The sequence below is a fragment of the Micromonospora sp. NBC_00617 genome (assembly GCF_045161355.1).
Classification (GTDB): domain Bacteria; phylum Actinomycetota; class Actinomycetes; order Mycobacteriales; family Micromonosporaceae; genus Micromonospora.
The window spans coordinates 493,806-510,397 of sequence record NZ_CP107751.1; the positions used below are offsets into that span (position 1 = coordinate 493,806).

21 protein-coding genes are annotated in these 16,592 nt (G+C 73.8%); 20 read left to right on the forward strand and 1 reads right to left on the reverse strand.

The genetic code is table 11. From position 1 onward, the window contains the following. Positions 1–6: 6 nt before the first annotated feature. The 11 genes from OG505_RS02330 (at position 7) to OG505_RS02380 (ending at position 9,872) form a co-directional block, all read left to right on the forward strand. The gene (locus OG505_RS02330; protein ID WP_088949372.1) at positions 7–312 is read left to right on the forward strand and encodes a YggT family protein; all 306 of its coding nucleotides are present in this window, start codon (positions 7–9) and stop codon (positions 310–312) included. A 44-nt stretch (positions 313–356) separates the two neighbouring features. Beyond that, a complete protein-coding gene (locus OG505_RS02335) occupies positions 357–1,163 on the forward strand; it encodes a DivIVA domain-containing protein (RefSeq protein WP_007463015.1) in 807 nt (268 codons plus the stop codon). 80 nt (positions 1,164–1,243) lie between these two features. Further along, the gene (locus tag OG505_RS02340; RefSeq protein ID WP_405430636.1) at positions 1,244–2,026 is read left to right on the forward strand and encodes a hypothetical protein; all 783 of its coding nucleotides are present in this window, start codon (positions 1,244–1,246) and stop codon (positions 2,024–2,026) included. 5 nt (positions 2,027–2,031) lie between these two features. Further along, a complete protein-coding gene (locus tag OG505_RS02345) occupies positions 2,032–2,343 on the forward strand; it encodes a DUF167 domain-containing protein (RefSeq protein ID WP_405430637.1) in 312 nt (103 codons plus the stop codon). Positions 2,344–2,365: 22 nt separating this feature from the next. Next, complete coding sequence (locus OG505_RS02350) at positions 2,366–3,865, forward strand: potassium/proton antiporter (protein WP_405430639.1); 1,500 nt, start codon at positions 2,366–2,368, stop codon at positions 3,863–3,865. A gap of 221 nt (positions 3,866–4,086) precedes the next feature. Beyond that, positions 4,087–4,506, forward strand: coding sequence for a TraR/DksA C4-type zinc finger protein (locus OG505_RS02355; RefSeq protein WP_007463005.1), 420 nt, complete (start codon positions 4,087–4,089; stop codon positions 4,504–4,506). A gap of 65 nt (positions 4,507–4,571) precedes the next feature. Next, positions 4,572–5,186 carry a signal peptidase II gene (lspA, locus tag OG505_RS02360; RefSeq protein ID WP_405430641.1) on the forward strand — a complete coding sequence of 205 codons (615 nt, stop codon included), beginning with the start codon at positions 4,572–4,574 and terminating at the stop codon, positions 5,184–5,186. Continuing rightward, positions 5,183–6,127 (forward strand): RluA family pseudouridine synthase, encoded by a 945-nt coding sequence (locus OG505_RS02365; RefSeq protein ID WP_393047565.1) that lies wholly within the window; start codon positions 5,183–5,185, stop codon positions 6,125–6,127. Before lspA ends, OG505_RS02365 begins: the two co-directional genes overlap by 4 nt. Before the next feature lie 42 nt (positions 6,128–6,169). After that, positions 6,170–7,198 carry a hypothetical protein gene (locus OG505_RS02370; protein WP_405430644.1) on the forward strand — a complete coding sequence of 343 codons (1,029 nt, stop codon included), beginning with the start codon at positions 6,170–6,172 and terminating at the stop codon, positions 7,196–7,198. A 95-nt stretch (positions 7,199–7,293) separates the two neighbouring features. Further along, positions 7,294–8,976, forward strand: coding sequence for an AAA family ATPase (locus OG505_RS02375; protein WP_405430646.1), 1,683 nt, complete (start codon positions 7,294–7,296; stop codon positions 8,974–8,976). Between the two features lie 56 nt (positions 8,977–9,032). Next, positions 9,033–9,872 carry a DUF2567 domain-containing protein gene (locus OG505_RS02380; RefSeq protein ID WP_405430648.1) on the forward strand — a complete coding sequence of 280 codons (840 nt, stop codon included), beginning with the start codon at positions 9,033–9,035 and terminating at the stop codon, positions 9,870–9,872. Here the strand turns inward: OG505_RS02380 and OG505_RS02385 are convergent. After that, on the reverse strand, positions 9,787–10,491 hold the full coding sequence (locus OG505_RS02385) for an LON peptidase substrate-binding domain-containing protein (RefSeq protein WP_405430649.1): 705 nt from the start codon (positions 10,489–10,491) through the stop codon (positions 9,787–9,789). The genes OG505_RS02380 and OG505_RS02385 overlap by 86 nt on opposite strands. A gap of 106 nt (positions 10,492–10,597) precedes the next feature. Here OG505_RS02385 and hisD point away from each other — a divergent pair, with 106 nt between their 5' ends. The 9 genes from hisD (at position 10,598) to OG505_RS02430 (ending at position 16,591) form a co-directional block, all read left to right on the forward strand. Next, positions 10,598–11,920 carry a histidinol dehydrogenase gene (gene hisD, locus OG505_RS02390; RefSeq protein WP_405430651.1) on the forward strand — a complete coding sequence of 441 codons (1,323 nt, stop codon included), beginning with the start codon at positions 10,598–10,600 and terminating at the stop codon, positions 11,918–11,920. After that, positions 11,917–13,005, forward strand: coding sequence for a histidinol-phosphate transaminase (locus OG505_RS02395; protein WP_405430652.1), 1,089 nt, complete (start codon positions 11,917–11,919; stop codon positions 13,003–13,005). The genes hisD and OG505_RS02395 overlap by 4 nt, the downstream gene beginning before the upstream one ends. A gap of 37 nt (positions 13,006–13,042) precedes the next feature. Next, the gene (hisB, locus tag OG505_RS02400; RefSeq protein WP_234588030.1) at positions 13,043–13,654 is read left to right on the forward strand and encodes an imidazoleglycerol-phosphate dehydratase HisB; all 612 of its coding nucleotides are present in this window, start codon (positions 13,043–13,045) and stop codon (positions 13,652–13,654) included. Positions 13,655–13,771: 117 nt separating this feature from the next. Beyond that, on the forward strand, positions 13,772–13,945 hold the full coding sequence (locus tag OG505_RS02405; protein ID WP_405430653.1) for a hypothetical protein: 174 nt from the start codon (positions 13,772–13,774) through the stop codon (positions 13,943–13,945). Next, complete coding sequence (gene hisH / locus OG505_RS02410; RefSeq protein ID WP_405430654.1) at positions 13,942–14,577, forward strand: imidazole glycerol phosphate synthase subunit HisH; 636 nt, start codon at positions 13,942–13,944, stop codon at positions 14,575–14,577. The genes OG505_RS02405 and hisH overlap by 4 nt, the downstream gene beginning before the upstream one ends. Positions 14,578–14,616: 39 nt before the next feature. Continuing rightward, on the forward strand, positions 14,617–14,940 hold the full coding sequence (locus OG505_RS02415) for a hypothetical protein (RefSeq protein ID WP_354856152.1): 324 nt from the start codon (positions 14,617–14,619) through the stop codon (positions 14,938–14,940). A gap of 14 nt (positions 14,941–14,954) precedes the next feature. Beyond that, positions 14,955–15,680: a bifunctional 1-(5-phosphoribosyl)-5-((5-phosphoribosylamino)methylideneamino)imidazole-4-carboxamide isomerase/phosphoribosylanthranilate isomerase PriA gene (gene priA / locus OG505_RS02420; RefSeq protein ID WP_234588027.1), complete on the forward strand. Its 726-nt coding sequence runs from the start codon at positions 14,955–14,957 to the stop codon at positions 15,678–15,680. Then, entirely contained in the window at positions 15,677–16,066 is a 390-nt protein-coding gene (locus tag OG505_RS02425; RefSeq protein ID WP_405430656.1) for a RidA family protein, read from the forward strand. Before priA ends, OG505_RS02425 begins: the two co-directional genes overlap by 4 nt. A 78-nt stretch (positions 16,067–16,144) precedes the next feature. Continuing rightward, complete coding sequence (locus OG505_RS02430; RefSeq protein ID WP_405430657.1) at positions 16,145–16,591, forward strand: MarR family winged helix-turn-helix transcriptional regulator; 447 nt, start codon at positions 16,145–16,147, stop codon at positions 16,589–16,591. The last annotated feature ends 1 nt before the right edge of the window (position 16,592 follow it).

The window sequence follows — 16,592 nt, forward strand, 5'->3', positions numbered from 1 at the left end:
CTGACCGTGTTGTCGATCTTACTGCAAGTGTTGTACCTGGTCCTATATGTCTTCCTGCTTCTTCTTCTGTCCCGGTTCGTGTTGAGCGCCGTCCTTCAGTACGGCCGGCGGTGGCAGCCGGGACGCGGCGCATCGGCAGGACTGGAATCCGTGTGGAGCGTCACTGATCCCCCTCTCAACGCGTTGAGGCGTGTGATCCCTCCGCTGCGAATTGGTACCGTGAGCATCGACCTGGCTTCCCTTGTGCTCCTGGTTATCCTGTTCGTGCTGATGGAGTTCGTGTTAGGGCCGTCGATCAGGGCATCTGCCTGATGACCGACGCGCTTTCGCGGCCGCAACTGACCCGAGGAGTTTCGATGCCGCTGACCCCGGCCGACGTCCACAACGTCGCCTTCAAGAAACCGCCGATCGGCAAGCGGGGGTATGACGAGGAGGAGGTCGACGCCTTCCTGGACGAGGTCGAGCGCGAGCTCGCCCGTCTCATCGAGGAGAACAACGAGCTGCGCGCCCAGGTGGAGCGCGGTGGCCGTGGCGGCGCCCCCGCCGGCCCCGGCGGCGACGCCCGACTGGCGGCGGAGCTCAACGACGTCAAGGCCCAGCTGGACCGGGTGCAGCGCGACAAGTCCGCTGCCGAGCAGGCCGCCCGCGCCATGCAGGCCGAGCTGGAGCAGGTTCGCGCGACCGGCGGTCCGGCCGGCGGCGTCACCGGTGACGGTGAGCAGCAGGCCCTGCGCGTGCTGATGATGGCCCAGCGCACCGCCGACGACCACGTGTCCGACGCGCGCCGCGAGGCCGACCAGCTCCTGTCCGAGGCCCGGAGCAAGGCCGAGGAGGTGACCCGCGAGGCGCGCGCGAAGGCGGACGCCCTGGAGCGGGACGCCCGCCAGCGGCACCAGGAGGCCATGGGCGGCCTGGACGCCAAGCGCACGGCCCTGCAGAAGCACATCGAGGAGCTCAAGCAGTTCGAGCGCGAGTACCGCACCCGGCTCAAGGCCTACCTGGAGAGCCAGCTGCGGGACCTCGACGGTCGCGGCCAGGGCCTCGAAGCCGAAATGACCCGCTCCGAGGCGGGCCGGGTCGCCGGCGGCAACGGGCTGGCGGCGGCAGGTCTCGCCGGTTCGTACGGCGGCGGGCGCTCCGGCGCCCTCGAAGCCGGACGCTGAGCACCGGCCGGCGATCGCTGTCCGCAGATGGTGACGGTCGCCGGCCCTGCCTGGACGGTACGACGCGGCGGGGGTGAGCCGTGATAGTCGCGAGTCTTCTGCTCATCCTCGTCGCTGTGGTGCTGCTGGTGTTCGGCCTGGCCGGTGGCTCCAGCATTCTGTTGACCATTTCCATCGCGGCCAGTCTGCTGGCCGCCGTCGCGTTGGTGGTGGGCGCCCGCCAGGCAGCCGCCAACCGCGCGATGGCGGATCCCGGTCGGGCCGGTCCGCGGGACCGCGCGACGTTCCGCAGGGCCAGCCAGGCCGAGGCGGGTGTCGCGTACGGTCCGCCGCTGGCCGAGCCGGATGTGCCGGTCCAGCACGTACCTTCGACGGTCGGCAACGGCGGCACCGGGTGGCGGCAACCACCCGAGCCGCCGTCCGACCGCGACGCGGCCCCGCCCTTCGACGCGGCCCCGCCCTATGACGCGGCCCCGCCCTTCGACGCGGCCCCGCCGTTCGAGCCCGAGGCGTCGTTCGTGACCCCGGCCGACGGGTCACGCTCCTCGCCGGTCAGCCCGGCGTCGCCCTTCGTGGCCCGCAGTGACGAGGCGTACCCCTCCGACACGACGTCGGTCGACGCGCTGGCCGACGAGCCTGCCGAGCAGCCGATCACCCCTGCCGAGGCAGCCCGGGTCTCCCGGCTGCCCGACCCCGTCGTGGTGGTCGACGGGCGGCCCCGCTACCACCTGGCCGGGTGCCCGCGCCTGGCCGGCCGGGTGCCCGAGTCTCTTCCGGTCGCCGAGGCCGTCGAGCTGGGCTTCACGCCGTGCGCGGCGTGCGCGCCGGCCACCGCCCTGCTCACCGACGCCCGGCCGATCTGAGAGCGGTGTCGGTGCCCCCGCAGGACGCGCTGACCGTGGCGGTACGGGTGAAGCCTGGCGCCTCCCGGAACGCCGTCGGCGGCCGCTTCGACGGCACGTACGGGCCCGCCCTGGTGATCGCGGTCCACGCTCCGGCCGTGGACGGTCGGGCGACCGAGGCGGCCCGCCGTGCCCTCGCCGACGCGTTGGGCGTCCGGGCGGCCACGGTGTCGCTGCGCACCGGCGCGACCAGCCGGGACAAGCTGTTCCTCGTCGACCGGCCCGACCCCGAGCTGGCCGACGTGCTGCACCGACTGCGCGACGGATCCGCAGGGTGAGGACCGCCCGGGCTCGGCAACCGTGACGCCCGGGCTGGACATCGCGCTGCTGCTCGGCGCGGCCGTGCTGCTGGTGGCGGTCGGCGCCGTCCGGCTCTCCAGCCGCCTCGGGGTGCCCAGCCTGCTGTTCTATCTGGCGCTCGGCGTGGCCATCGGCAAGGCCGGGCTGGGTATCCGCTTCGACGACGTCGAGTTGACCCGGACCCTCGGCTTCTGCGCGCTCATCGTGATCATCGCCGAGGGTGGTCTGACCGCCCGGTGGAGCGCGCTGCGCCCGATCCTCGGGCTGGCCTCCGCGCTCTCCACGGTCGGCGTGATCGTCAGCATCGTGGTGGTCGGCATCGTCGTACACCTGTTGTTGGGTCTGGACTGGCGGCTGGCGTTGCTCTACGGCGCGGTGCTCTCCTCCACCGACGCGGCGGCCGTGTTCGCCACCCTGCGACGGCTGCGGCTGCCGCCGCGGCTGGTGGCCACACTGGAGGCCGAGTCGGGCATGAACGACGCCCCGGTGGTGCTGCTGGTGGTGCTGCTGTCGCACGCGGGCTGGTCGCATCCGTGGTGGTACGAGGTCGGTCTGGTCTGCTACGAGCTGGGCGCCGGCGCGGCGGTGGGCGTGGCTGCGGGCGTCGCCGGCAGGTGGGCGCTGCGCCGGGCCGCGCTGCCGTCCGCCGGGCTGTACCCGATCGCGGCGGTGGGGATCACCGTCCTGGCGTACGCCGCCGGCGCCGTGCTGCACGCCTCGGGCTTCCTCGCCGTCTACGTGGCCGGGGTGCTGCTGGGCAACGCCCGGCTGCCGCACCGGCAGGCGATTCTCGGCTTCGCCGACGGGCTGGCGTGGCTCGCCCAGATCGGGCTGTTCGTGCTGCTCGGGTTGCTGGTCTCGCCGGGCCGGTTGGACGCGGCGGTGCTGCCGGCGATGGTCGCCGGTCTGGCGCTGGTGCTGCTGGCCCGGCCGCTGTCGGTGGCCGTCTCGGCGTTGCCGTTCCGGCTCGGCCTGCGGGAGCAGGCGTTCCTGTCCTGGGCCGGGCTGCGCGGGGCGGTGCCGATCGTGCTGGCCACCATATCGCTCTCGGAGCGGGTGCCGGGCGCGGAGCGCCTCTTCGACGCGGTGTTCGTGCTGGTGGTGATCTTCACGCTGGTGCAGACCAGCACGCTCGGTCCGTTCGCCCGCCGGCTGGGGGTCACCGCGCCGGCCGAGGCCACCGAGATCCACGTGGAGACCGCGCCGCTGGAGCGGATGCGGGCCGATCTGCTCCAACTTGAGGTGCCCCCGGGCTCGCGGCTGGCCGGCGTGCACGTCGACGAGCTGCGGTTGCCGCTGGGCGCCTCGGTGACCCTCGTGCTGCGCGACGGGGTGGGCTTCGTGCCCGGCCCGGACACCCGGCTGAAAACTGCTGACAGCCTGCTGATCGTCGCCACCGGTGGGGTGCGCGACGCCGCCGAACGGCGGCTGCGGGCGGTCAGCCGACGGGGTCGGCTGGCCCGATGGTTTGGCGAGTACGGGGATGAGGTGGTCGGTTGATCTGCTAGCGTTCCCTTTGCCCCAGTTAGGCAGGGCTCGGGGCTGTTGAGCGGTACGACGGTGCGCCACGTTGTCGGACGCCTGTACGTTCCGTATTCTTGCCAACCTCCGGAGTGCGCGGCCATCGTCGCCGTGCGCCCCTTTTCGTACTTGGGGGCGCCTTTGTCGGCGCCCCTGACCAGGTGCCGCTACCGAGCGGCTCCGCGGCCGAGGAGCGACCCATGGCGAAGCCAGCCGACACCAGGACCGCCGGCCGCAAGCCGGTGGCCAAGGCCACCCGCAGCGCGGCGGAGACCGAGAAGATCCGGGCGGCGCTGGCGGCGCGGCGGGACGAGCTGCGCGCCGAGTACGATCAGACGCTGAGCGAGATCACCGAGCTGCAGCGCGATCGGTTGACGGACTCGGCCGGGGACGACCAGGCCGACACCGGCACCAAGACGTTCGAGCGGGAGCAGGAGATCTCTCTCGCCAACAGCATTCTGGAACGGATCACGCAGGTCGAGCGCGCCCTGGAGCGCCTCGACGAGGGTGGTTACGGCTGGTGCGAGCGGTGCGGCAACCCGATCCCGGTCGAGCGCCTCGCCGCCTTCCCGTCGGCCACCCTGTGTGTGACGTGCAAGCAGTTGGAGGAGCGGCGCTGACGCCCGGTCCCCGTCTGCGATGAGACGGTGAGCGATCACCGCCGAGACACCTCGATGGGGAGCGCATGACCGCAGCACCGCCCGCCGAACCCGGCCGTACCGACCCGGACGGCGGCAAGCCCCGACCCCGGGCCGTCGCGATCCTCGCCGGGGTGGCCCTGGTGGCCCTGCTGGCCGACCTGCTGACCAAGCACCTCGCGCTGGCCGCGCTCAGCGACCGGGAGCCGGCCCGGGTGCTGGGTGGGCTGGTCTACCTGAGCCTGACCCGCAACAGCGGTGCCGCGTGGAGCATCGGTGCGAACTACACCTGGGTGTTCCCGCTGATCACCATCGGCGTGGTCGGTTGGATCGTCTGGATGGCGTTGCGGCTGCGTTCCCTGCCGTGGGCGATCTCCCTCGGCCTGGTGCTCGGTGGCGCGCTGGGCAACCTCATGGACCGGATCTTCCGGGCGCCCGCTCCGTTCCACGGCCACGTGGTCGACATGATCAGCGTTTTCGGGCCGTACGGCGAGTACTTCCCGGTGTTCAACCTGGCCGACAGCGCGCTGGTCTGCGGCGTGCTGCTGGCCGTGCTGCTGGAGCTGACCGGTCGCCAGCGTGACGGCGGGCGGGCCGGCCGCGACGGTGCCACCGCCGACGCGGGCGCCACCGCCGACGCCGAGCAGAGGGAGCGCGCATGACCTCCACGTTCGCCGCTGGTGGCGACCACCGTTCGCTGCCCGTGCCTGACGGCCTCGACGGCATGCGCCTGGACCAGGCGGTGTCCCGGCTGTTCGGCCTCTCTCGTACCGCCGCCGCCGCCCTGGTCGACGCGGGTGACGCCCTCGTCGACGGCGCGGCCCGACCCAACTCCCACAAGGTCAAGGCCGGGTCCTGGCTGGAGGTCACGCTGCCGGCCCCGGTCGCCCCACCGACCGTGGTGCCGCAGGCGGTGCCCGGCCTGCGCGTCGTGTACGCCGACGACGACATCGTCGTGGTGGACAAGCCGGTGGGCGTGGCCGCGCATCCCAGCCCGGGGTGGACCGGCCCGACGGTGATCGGCGCCCTCGCCGCGATCGGGCACCGCATCTCCACCAGCGGGGCCGCCGAGCGGCAGGGCGTGGTGCACCGTCTCGACGTGGGCACCACGGGGATCATGGTGGTGGCCAAGAGCGAGCAGGCGTACACGGCGTTGAAGCGGGCCTTCAAGTACCGCGAGGTGGACAAGGGCTACCACGCGGTGGTGCAGGGGCACCTGGACCCGCTGCGGGGCACCGTGGACGCGCCGATCGACCGGCACCCCACCCACGACTACCGCTGGGCGGTGGTGTCCGGGGGCAAGCCGAGCATCACCCACTACGACACCCTTGAGGCGTTCCCGGCGGCCAGCCTGGTCGACGTGCGGTTGGAGACCGGCCGGACGCACCAGATCCGGGTGCACTTCTCCACGCTGCGGCACCCCTGTGTCGGTGACCTCACCTACGGCGCCGATCCCACCCTCTCGGCCCGTCTCGGCCTGGCCCGACAGTGGCTGCACGCCCGCGAACTGAGCTTTTTGCACCCCCGTTCGGGGGACGAGGTCCGGTTCGTCAGCGACTACCCTGACGATCTGGAACGTGCGCTTGAGATCCTGCGTGACTGAGCGGCGACCACCCGACATCGATCCGACGAGGGGATCCCACCTGTGCGCGCCGGCGACCTGCTGCGGCAGCTGGACCAACGGCTGCTGCCGCCGCTGACCCGGGCGGTGGCCCGTCTCGGTGACCGGTCGAGGCGGTCCGGGGTGCTCACCTGGGCCGCCGTGCTCTCCGCGGCGGCGGTGCTGGGCACCGCCGTGTGGGCCGCCGACGACGCTCCGGTGGGCGACCGGACGGTGGGCGAGGTGACCCGCGTCGGGGTGGCCGACGGCGACTGGGTCCCCGGCTACCTGCGCTCGGCCGCGGCCGACCTGGCCGCGTTGAGCCCGACGGCCCCGGCTACCGGGGACGGGACGTACGCCCTGGTCGTGCTCGACGCGTACCTGCCGCCGCAGCGGCTGGCCGCGGTGCTCGGTGACGTGTCGGTGTCGACGGTCTTCGGCCGGGTGCCGCTGCCCGGCCGGCAGACCGAGATCGTCCGGATCCCCGCGTCGCGGGTGCCGGACGACGTGGTCGCTCAGATGGCACAGGTGGCCGCCCGCAAGGACGGCGAGGCCGCCGACTACCGGGCCAGGGCCGCCGAGGTGCGCGGCGACGGCGCCGCCGAGCGCGAGCTACGCCAGCGGTACGTCACCGGGGCAGACGTGGCGAGCGCCGAGGCGGCCGCGTACCGCACCGGCTGCGCCTGCGTCTACGCGGCGGTGGTGCGCGCGGCGCCGGAGGCGCTGCGGGGCGTGGCCTCCCGGCCGGAGGTGCGGGCCGTCGATCCGGCGCCCGAGGTGTACCGACTCGACCGTACGGTCTTCACGCCGCCGCTGCCCGAGCAGCGCGACGTGGTCCGCCCGCCGGCCGACACCGGGCCGAGCCCGGACCCGACGCCGCGGGCGAGTGGCGGGTCGACGTCGAGCACGCCGAGGCCGCCGGTGCCGATGGGCGAATCGTCGGAACCTGCACCGCTCGTAACGATTCCGTCACCCGGGTCGCCCTCGGCCGAGCCCACCGAGGCGGCCCCGCCGGGGGTCACCACCTCCCCGGACGCGACCGACGCCGGGCTGCTGGCGCCCTCCCCGTCGTGATCTGCGCCGGGTGGTGTGCGTGCTCAGGTGTGGTCCGAATAGGGTTTGGTTCGTAGCCTGTCAGACAGAGATCGATGGTGCTGGGAGGGCGGGCCGTGGAGGGCAGTGAGACCGGCTGGGGCCGGCCGGCCGAACCAGCGCCGAGGTGGCGGGCGTTGCTGGACCGCGCCCGGCTGGGCGGCCGGGCCGCTGAGCAGCCCGAGCCCGAGCGTCGGGCCGACGAGGCCCCACCGGACCCACTGCCGCGGCGCGCGGCCCCCAACGGCTACGCGGGGCGGGCATCGGCCATCGGGCATCCGGCCGATCTGTCGTACGGCCAGGAGCCCGGTTACCGGCCCGAGGCGACCTACCGGGTCGATCCCGCCTACCGTGCCGAACCGGGCTACCGGTCGGAGCCGGACTACCGGGCGGAGCCGGCGTACCGGGCCGAGCCGGACTACCGTGCCGAGCCCGCGTACCGGGCCGAGCCGGGCTACCGTGCCGAGCCCGCATATCGGGCCGAGCCGGAGTATCGGGCTGAGCCGACGTATCGGGCCGAGCCGGACTATCGCGCCGAGCCGGTGTACCGGTCGGAGCCGGGTTACCGGGCTGAGTCGACGTACCGCGCCGACCCGGGCTACCGGGCCGACCCGACGTACCGCGCCGACCCGGGCTACCAGGCCGAGCCCGAGCCGCCGCCGCGCCGGGCCGAGCCGGAGTCGCGCTACGCCCTCCTGGACAACGGTTACCGGCCGGGCAACCCGGCGGGGGAGTCGCGGTACGCGCTGCTGGAGACCGGTTACCAGCCGGAGACCGGCTACCCGAGCCCCGCGCCGCCGGTGACCCCGCCGGTCCCGGCGGTCGCGCCACCGCCGGCCGCGCCACCGGTCACCCCGCCGCCCGCCCCGGCGGTCACCCCGCCACCGGGCTCGGCCATCGCCGAGCGCGGCTACCCCGCCCGGATCGAGTGGCGACCGCAGGGCGTCGACCAGGAGCTGGAACGCGCCACCGGCGTGCTCCGCCGCGACCTGGGCACACCCCGCGTGTTCGCGTTCGCCAACCCCAAGGGCGGCGTGCACAAGACCACCGCCACGGTGCTCGCCGCCGCCACCGTCGGCAGCGTCCGCGGGCGGGGCGTGCTGGCCTGGGACGACAACGAGCTGCGGGGCACCCTGGGGCTACGTGCCGGCAGCGCCCGCCACGCGCGCACCATCCGCCACCTGATCGGTGACCTGGCCCAGATCGAGATCCTGGAGGGCGCGACCCTGCTGGAGCGGCTGGACGACTACCTGCGGCACGCCTCCGACGGCTCGTACGACGTGCTGGCCGGCGAGGAGAGCCCGCGCTTCGCCCAGCGACTCGACCAGTTCACCGTCAAGCGGGTGCTTGAGCTGCTGCGTCGTACGCACGACGTGGTCTGCGTGGACACCGGCAACAACGTGGAGAGCGCCAACTGGCGCACCGTGATGCAGGCCGCCGACCAGCTGGTGGTGACCACCGTGCCCCGTGAGGACGCGGCGTTCAGCGCCGACTGGATGCTCGACCTGCTGCACGAGGAGGGCATGGGCGAGCTGGCCGACAACGCGGTCACCCTCATCTCCTGCCCCACGCCCGGCCGCTCGCCCCTGCAGGACGACCTGGAGCGGCACTTCGCGACGCGTACCCGCGCGGTGGCCGTCGTGCCGTACGACCCGGCGTTGGAGACCGGCTCGTCGATCGAGTACCACCAGCTCCAGCCGGAGACCCGGCAGGCGTGGCTGCGTGCCGCCGCGGCCATGGCGGAGCCGTTCGCCCGGTGAGCTGGTTCGCCGCCACCGTCGCCCCGGCCCGTCTCGGGGCCTGAGAGGATCATCGGGTGAGCCCGGACAACCCCGACCCTGAGCGGCACGTCGACGACGTCGACCGGCCCGCCCCACCCCCACCGTCGGGTGCGGCGCCCACCGAGAGCGAGTCGGCCGTGCCGCCAGCAGCCGCGCCGCCGCCCGGGTTCGACGCCGGCGAGGGTCCCGCCTCGACGGCGTACCAGGGCGAGCCGGAGCTGACCCTGGTCGAGCCGCGCCGCCCGCTGCGGACCGTGGCGACGGTGCTCGGCGTCGTGTTCGCCCTAGCCGTGCTGGGCGGGCCGCTCGGGCTGCTCTGGGCGGCAATCGCGCCGGACACCCCGGTGCTCAAGACCGCCGAGGGCGCGATCTACGCCGAGCCCCAGCCGGAGCAGCCGATCGCCGCGGACGGCTGGTTCAGCCTGCTCGGGCTGGCCTTCGGGGTGCTCGCGGCGCTGACCGTGTGGTTCCTGCTGCGCCGGCAGCGCGGCCCCGTCGGGCTGCTCGGCGTGGTGCTGGGCACACTGGCCGCCGCCCCGGTCGCCTGGCAGGTGGGGCGTCGGATCGGGCTGGCGACCTTCGACCGGCTGCTGGACAGCGCCCCGGCCGGGCAGGCGTTCACCAAACCCGCCGACCTGCGCGCCGGCGGAATCGACTGGCTCTTCGGTGCGCTGCCGGTGCCGCACGGCAACCTGCTGCTGCCGGCGTTCGGCGCCGCGGTCACGTACACCCTGCTGGCCGGTTGGTCGCGTTGGCCGAACCTGCGGCCGGAGTCGGACCCGGCGGCCCTCAGTTGGGCGTCGGTGGGGACGCCAGCTCCGACAGCGGCACCGGAACCGCCCGCACCTGGCGCAGCAGAGCCGCCTCGCGGTTGAGCAGTCGCAGCTCGGCGCGGAGCCGGGCGGCGGTGTCGTCGATCGCCAGCAGCCGCTGCCGGTCGTCGACGGTCAGCGCGGCGGTGGCCGCCACCAGGTGCGACAACACCGTCGGGTCCTCCGGCAGCTGCTCGGAGATCTCCTCCGGGTCGGGGCGGATCAGCCCCAGGTACTGCCGGAACACCGCGATCACCCGGGCCGCCAGCAGGTCGGCCACCTCGTCCGGCCCGGAGGCCTCGGGCAGCCACTGGACGGCGGCCGTCAGGTAGGGCGCCGACGCGTCGTCGACGTCGGCGATCCGGAATCGGCGGCGGCCGACCGTGACGATGTCGAAGCCGCCGTCGGCCAGCTCGGTGACCTGGCGCAGCTCGGCGGTGCAGCCGACCTCGTGCAGGGTGACGTCGCCGACGCCGGTGCCCGCGCGGGCACTCGGCCCCGAGGGCGCGACCTCCCAGCCGGCCTGGATGGCCACCACCCCGAACTCGCGGGACGCGCCTTCGGGCAGGCCGACGAGGTGCCGGACCAGGGCCCGGTAGCGCTCCTCGAAGATGTGCAGCGGCAGCACCAACCCGGGAAAGAGCACCGTTGCGAGCGGGAACACCGGCAGCCGTGCGGTCACGTGGTCGAGCCTAACCAATCGCGCCCGTGGCGGCGTGGCCCGGCTCACCGTCCCGCCGAGCGGGCGGCCGGGGTGCGCTCCGGGCGGGCCGCCTAGACTCGCAAGGGTGCTGAATCGGATCGACCTGCGCGACGGCCTCGTGGACCCGCGCCGCCTGCTGCCCCGTGCCCAGCTCGACGTGTCGGTGGCGGTCGAGCGGATCAAGCCGATCGTCGAGGCGGTCCGGGAGCATGGGTACCCGGCGATCCGGGAGGCCAGTGAGCGGTTCGACGGCATCTCACCGGAGGTGCTGCGGGTGCCGGTGGAGGCGATCGCCGAGGCCGAGGGTGTGCTCGACCCGGCGGTGCGTGCCGCGCTGCTGGAGTCGATCGCCCGGGCCCGCAGGGTGCACGATGACCAGCGGCGCACCGACCACACGACCCGGGTGGTGCCCGGCGGCACGGTCACCGAGCGGTGGCTGCCCGTCGACCGGGTGGGCCTCTACGTCCCCGGCGGCCTGGCGATGTACCCGTCGACGGTGGTGATGAACGTGGTGCCGGCCCAGGCGGCCGGGGTGCGCTCGCTGGTGGTGGTCAGCCCGCCGCAGAAGGACAACGGCGGCCTGCCCGATCCGCGGGTGCTGGCCGCGTGCGCGCTGCTCGGCGTCGACGAGGTCTACGCCGTGGGTGGCGCCCAGGCGGTGGCGATGCTGGCGTACGGGTCCGCCGTCGACCCGGCGGGCGCGCTGCGGTGCGAGCCCGTCGACCTGGTCACCGGCCCGGGCAACATCTGGGTGACCGCCGCCAAGCGGTTGTTGCGGGGTGTCGTCGGCATCGACGCCGAGGCCGGTCCGACCGAGATCGCGATCCTGGCCGACGACAGCGCCGACCCGGCGCACGTCGCCGCCGACCTGATCAGTCAGGCCGAGCACGACCCGCTCGCCGCGAGCGTGCTCGTCACGCCGTCGCTGGCGTTGGTCGAGGCGGTCGAGACGGAGCTGGCCCGGCAGGTGCCGGCCACCAAGCACGCCGAGCGGGTGACCACGGCGCTGACCGGCGAGCAGAGCGGCGTGGTCCTGGTCGACGATCTCGAGGCGGGGCTGCGGGTGGTCGACGCGTACGCGGCCGAGCACCTGGAGATCCAGACGGTCGACGCCCGGGAGTGGGCGCTGCGGGTGCGCAACGCTGGAGCGATCTTCGTGGGCGCGTGGTCGCCGGTGTCGCTCGGCGACTACTGCGCCGGCTCCAACCACGTGCTGCCCACCGGCGGCTGCGCCCGACACTCGTCCGGGCTGTCGGTGCAGTCGTTCCTGCGCGGCGTGCACCTGATCGAGTACACCGAGGCCGCGCTGCGCGAGGTGGCCCCACACGTGGTCGCCCTGGCCAACGTGGAGGACCTGCCGGCGCACGGCCAGGCCGTGCAGGCCCGTTTTCCGAAAGGGGTGGCGTGACCTCGCTCGATGATCTGCCGATCCGCGACGACCTGCGCGGGCTGTCGCCGTACGGGGCGCCGCAGCTCGACGTGGCGGTGCGGCTCAACACCAACGAGAACTCCTACCCGGTGCCGGAGCCGGTCGTCGACGCGATCGGCAAGGCGCTCGCGGCCGAGTTGCGCGACCTGAACCGCTATCCGGACCGGGACGCGGTGGCGCTGCGCGCCGACCTGGCCGAATATCTCGGGCACGGCCTGACCGTCGAGCACGTCTGGGCGGCCAACGGCTCGAACGAGATCCAGCAGCAGTTGTTGCAGGCGTTCGGTGGGCCGGGGCGCACCGCGATGGGTTTCGTGCCGGCGTACTCGATGCACCCGCTGCTGGCCCTCGGCACCGGCACCCGGTGGGTGCCCGCCCAGCGCGGCGTCGACTTCGGCCTGACCGCCGACGAGGCGGTGGCCCAGGTCCGCGAGCACCGGCCCGACGTGGTCTTCCTCTGCTCGCCGAACAACCCCACCGGCACCGCGCTGGACCCGGCGGTGGTCGCCGCGGTGCTCGACGTCGCGCCCGGCATGGTGATCGTCGACGAGGCGTACGCCGAGTTCGCCCGGCCGGGCACGGTCAGCGCCCTCGCGGTGCTGCCCGGCCACCCGCGGCTCGTGGTCACCCGCACGATGAGCAAGGCGTTCGGCTTCGCCGGTGGCCGGCTGGGCTACCTGGCCGCCGACCCGGCGGTGGTGCGGGCGGTGCAGCTGGTGCGTCTGCCGTACCACCTGTCCGCGCTCACCCAGGCCGCCGCCCGCGCGGCGCTGGCCCACCGCGACGCCCTGCTGGGTACGGTGAGCGCGATCATGGCGCAGCGGGACCGGATCGTCGCGACGCTGCGCGAACGCGGCCTGCGGGTGGCCGACAGCGACGCCAACTTCGTGCTGTTCGAGTCCGGCGGCGACCAGGCCACCGCCTGGCAGTCCCTGCTGGCGCAGGGGGTGCTGGTCCGCGACGTCGGCCTGCCCGGCTGGCTGCGGGTGACCGCCGGCACCCCCGACGAGACCGACGCCTTCCTAGCTGCGATGGAGACTGTGCGATGGGAGCGCGAGGAGTGAGCTTGCGAGCCCCGCAGTCGCGACCGAAAGGTATGCAATGAGCCGGACCGCCCGGGTGGAGCGGATCACCAAGGAGACCAAGGTCCTCGTCGAGATCGACCTCGACGGCACCGGTACGGCCGAGATCAGCACCGGCGTGGGTTTCTACGACCACATGCTGAACCAGATCGCCCGGCACGGCGGCTACGACCTGACCGTGCGCACCGTCGGTGACCTGGAGATCGACGCGCACCACACGATGGAGGACACCGCGCTCGCGCTGGGCGCCGCGTTCGACCAGGCGCTGGGCGACAAGGCCGGCATCCGGCGGTACGGCTCGGCGACCGTCCCGATGGACGAGGTGCTGGTGCGGGCCGCGGTGGACCTGTCCGGCCGGCCGTACGTGGTGCACGACGAACCGGTCCTCGCGCCGTACATCGGGCCGGTGTACCCGACCAGCATGACCCGGCACATCTGGGAGTCGTTCGGCCAGGCGGCCCGGATCACCCTGCACGTCGACGTGCTGCGCGCGGCACGTCCGGGTGGGCATCCGGACGCGCACCACGTGGTGGAGGCCCAGTTCAAGGCGGTGTCCCGGGCGCTGCGCGAGGCCACCGCGATCGACCCGCGGGCGGCGGGCGCGATCCCGAGCACGAAGGGGGCGCTCTGATGAGCGCGAGGAGCGCAGCGCAGCGGAGCCCCGCAGTCGCGAAGGGAAAGTGGTTCTGATGAGCGCGAGGAGCGCAGCGCAGCGGAGCCCCGCAGTCGCGAAGGGAAGGTCGTTCTGATGGGTGCCGCGTTGCCGACGTTGCTGCTGATCCTGGCCGGGCTGCTGGTGGGTGGCGTGTGGTCGCTGCACCGGCAGGGCGCGCCGAGGGGCGCTGTGGTGATCACCGCGTTGCTCGCGCTGCTGGCCACGGCCGCCGGGGTGCTCCGGCTGATCCCGGAGTCGGGGTCGTGACCGCCGACGTGGTGGTGCTCGACTACGGCTCGGGCAACCTGCGCTCGGCGGAGCGGGCGCTGGCCGCGGCGGGCGCGACCGTCCGGGTGACCGACGACCTCGCCGCGGCTGCCGTCGCGGACGGTCTGGTGGTGCCGGGTGTGGGCGCCTACGCGGCGTGCATGGCGGGTATCGAGGCGCTCGGCGCCGGGCCGGTGATCGCGGAGCGGGTGGCCGCGGGCCGGCCGGTGCTCGGCATCTGCGTGGGCATGCAGGTGCTCTTCGAGTACGGCGAGGAGCACGGGGTGGTGACGAAGGGCCTCGGGTTGCTGCCCGGCGGGGTGACCCGGTTGGCCGCGCACCGCCTGCCGCACATGGGCTGGAACACGGTCCGCGCGCCCCGGGGGTCGGTGCTGTTCGCCGGGTTGCCGCCGCAGAGCCGGTTCTACTTCGTGCACTCGTACGCGATGGGTGACCCGGCGGCGTTGGCGGCCGCGGGGGCCGTGGTGACCACGGCGCACCATGACACCGACTTCGTGGCCGCGGTGGAGCGTGGGCCGCTGTCGGCGGCGCAGTTCCACCCGGAGAAGTCCGCCGACACCGGTGCCGCGTTGCTGCGCAACTGGCTCGCCACTCTGCCCGCCGGTGACTGAGCGCCGGCACCGTCCGGCGTCCGACGGGCGGGCGTCGCGGTGAGCAGGGAGCGGGCCCGTCGGCGGGCCGAACGTGAGGCGGACCTGGCGCGGGAGCGGGCTGCCCGGCAGCGTCGGGTGGCGCGTCGGCAGCGCCGCCGCGCGGTCGTCCGCCGGTTGACGCCGCAGCTGCGGCGGGGCCGCACGGGCCGGTTGGCTCGGCACACGCGGGGTGAGCGGGCGGCGATCGTGCTGCTCACCGGGGCGGCGATGATTCTGATCTGGACGTTCGTCGACGATCTGGCGTTGCGTGTCGCGCTGATCGTGCTGTTGCTGCTCGTACTGCCGGCGATCGTGGTGATCGCCCTGGACCGCCGTACCTGATCGAGGAGATGACGTTGAGCCTCACCCTGTTACCCGCCGTGGATGTCGCCGACGGCCGGGCTGTCCGGCTCGTGCAGGGCGCCGCCGGCAGCGAGAGCGTCTACGGCGACCCGTTGGACGCGGCGCTGGCGTGGCAGCGCGACGGCGCTGAGTGGATCCACCTGGTCGACCTGGACGCGGCGTTCGGCCGGGGCACCAACGCGCACCTGCTCGCCGAGGTGGTGCGCCAGTTGGACGTGCAGGTGGAGTTGTCCGGCGGCATCCGTGACGACGAGTCGCTGCGGGCGGCGTTGGGCACCGGGGCGAGCAGGGTGAATATCGGCACCGCCGCGCTGGAGGACCCGGTGTGGTGCGACCGGGTCGTCGGGGAGTACGGCGACCGGGTCGCCATCGGGCTGGACGTACGCGGTCAGACCCTGTCCGCGCGGGGGTGGACCCGTGACGGCGGTGACCTGTACGAGGTGCTGGAGCGCCTGGACAAGGCGGGCGCCACGCGGTACGTGGTCACCGACATCACCAAGGACGGCACGATGCGCGGGCCGAACCTGGATCTGCTGCGCGAGGTGTGCGCGCGTACCGACCGGCCGGTGATCGCCTCGGGTGGCGTGTCCACCCTGGACGACCTGCGGGCGCTGGCCACGCTGGAGCCGCTGGGCGTGGAGGGCGTGATCGCCGGCAAGGCGCTGTACGCGGGCGCGTTCACGGTGGCCGAGGCGCTGCGCACGTTGGCCGAGGCGTGACGGTCACCCGGCTGGGTTCGGGAGGGCCGTGGGAGCAGAGCTACGGCTACTCCCGGGTGGTCCGGGCCGGTGACCTGGCCTGGACGGCTGGCTGTACGGCCACCGTCGACGGGCGGGTGGCGCATGTCGGGGACGCCGCCGCGCAGACCGCGCTGGCGTTGCGGATCGGGTTGGCGGCGCTCGCCGAGGTGGGTGTGCAGCCGGGTGACGTCGTCCGGACCCGGATGTACGTGACCGACCGGCTGCACGCCGACGAGGTGGGTCGGGCGCACAACGCGGTCTTCGGGGCGGTCCGTCCGGTGGCGACGCTGGTGGTGGTGGCGGGTCTGCTCGATCCGGAGCATCTGGTCGAGGTGGAGTTGGAGGCGTTCGTCGGCGAGCGCTGAGTTGCCGGTGGTCCTCGTCATGGCCGCGTTCCGAGCCGATCAGTTGTGCACAACTTAATTGCGCGTTACGGTTCGGTGGTGACCGATGACCTGGTGCTGCGCCGGCAGGTGTGCTTCGCGCTCTACGCCGCGTCGCGCGCCCTCACCGACGTCTACCGGCCGATCCTCGACGAGTTCGGGCTGACCTACCCGCAGTACCTGGTGCTGCTGGTGCTCTGGGAACGCCCCGACGACGCGCCCACGGTGTCCGAGCTGGGCGCCGAGCTGCGGCTGGACTCCGGCACGCTCTCCCCGCTGCTCAAGCGGTTGGAGGGAGCGGGCCTGGTGGTGCGGCGGCGGTCGGCGCGCGACGAGCGGCGGGTCGAGGTGGGCCTCACCGAGCGGGGCCGGGCGCTGCGGGAGCAGGTGTGCGACGTCCCGCTGCGGATCGCGCAGGCCACCGGTCTGGGCATCGCCGAGCTTGTCGCGCTGCGCGACACGCTCACCCGGGTCACCGAGACCATCCACCGACCGAAGGAGCAGTGAC

Excerpts from the sequence above, each read along its gene's own strand:
- hisB (WP_234588030.1), top strand. The coding sequence starts at position 13,043 with ATGAGCCGGACCGCCCGGGTGGAGCGGATCACCAAGGAGACCAAGGTC.
- lspA (WP_405430641.1), top strand. The coding sequence starts at position 4,572 with ATGACCGCAGCACCGCCCGCCGAACCCGGCCGTACCGACCCGGACGGC.
- OG505_RS02335 (WP_007463015.1), top strand. The coding sequence starts at position 357 with ATGCCGCTGACCCCGGCCGACGTCCACAACGTCGCCTTCAAGAAACCG.
- OG505_RS02355 (WP_007463005.1), top strand. The coding sequence starts at position 4,087 with ATGGCGAAGCCAGCCGACACCAGGACCGCCGGCCGCAAGCCGGTGGCC.
- OG505_RS02365 (WP_393047565.1), top strand. The coding sequence starts at position 5,183 with ATGACCTCCACGTTCGCCGCTGGTGGCGACCACCGTTCGCTGCCCGTG.
- OG505_RS02405 (WP_405430653.1), top strand. The coding sequence starts at position 13,772 with ATGGGTGCCGCGTTGCCGACGTTGCTGCTGATCCTGGCCGGGCTGCTG.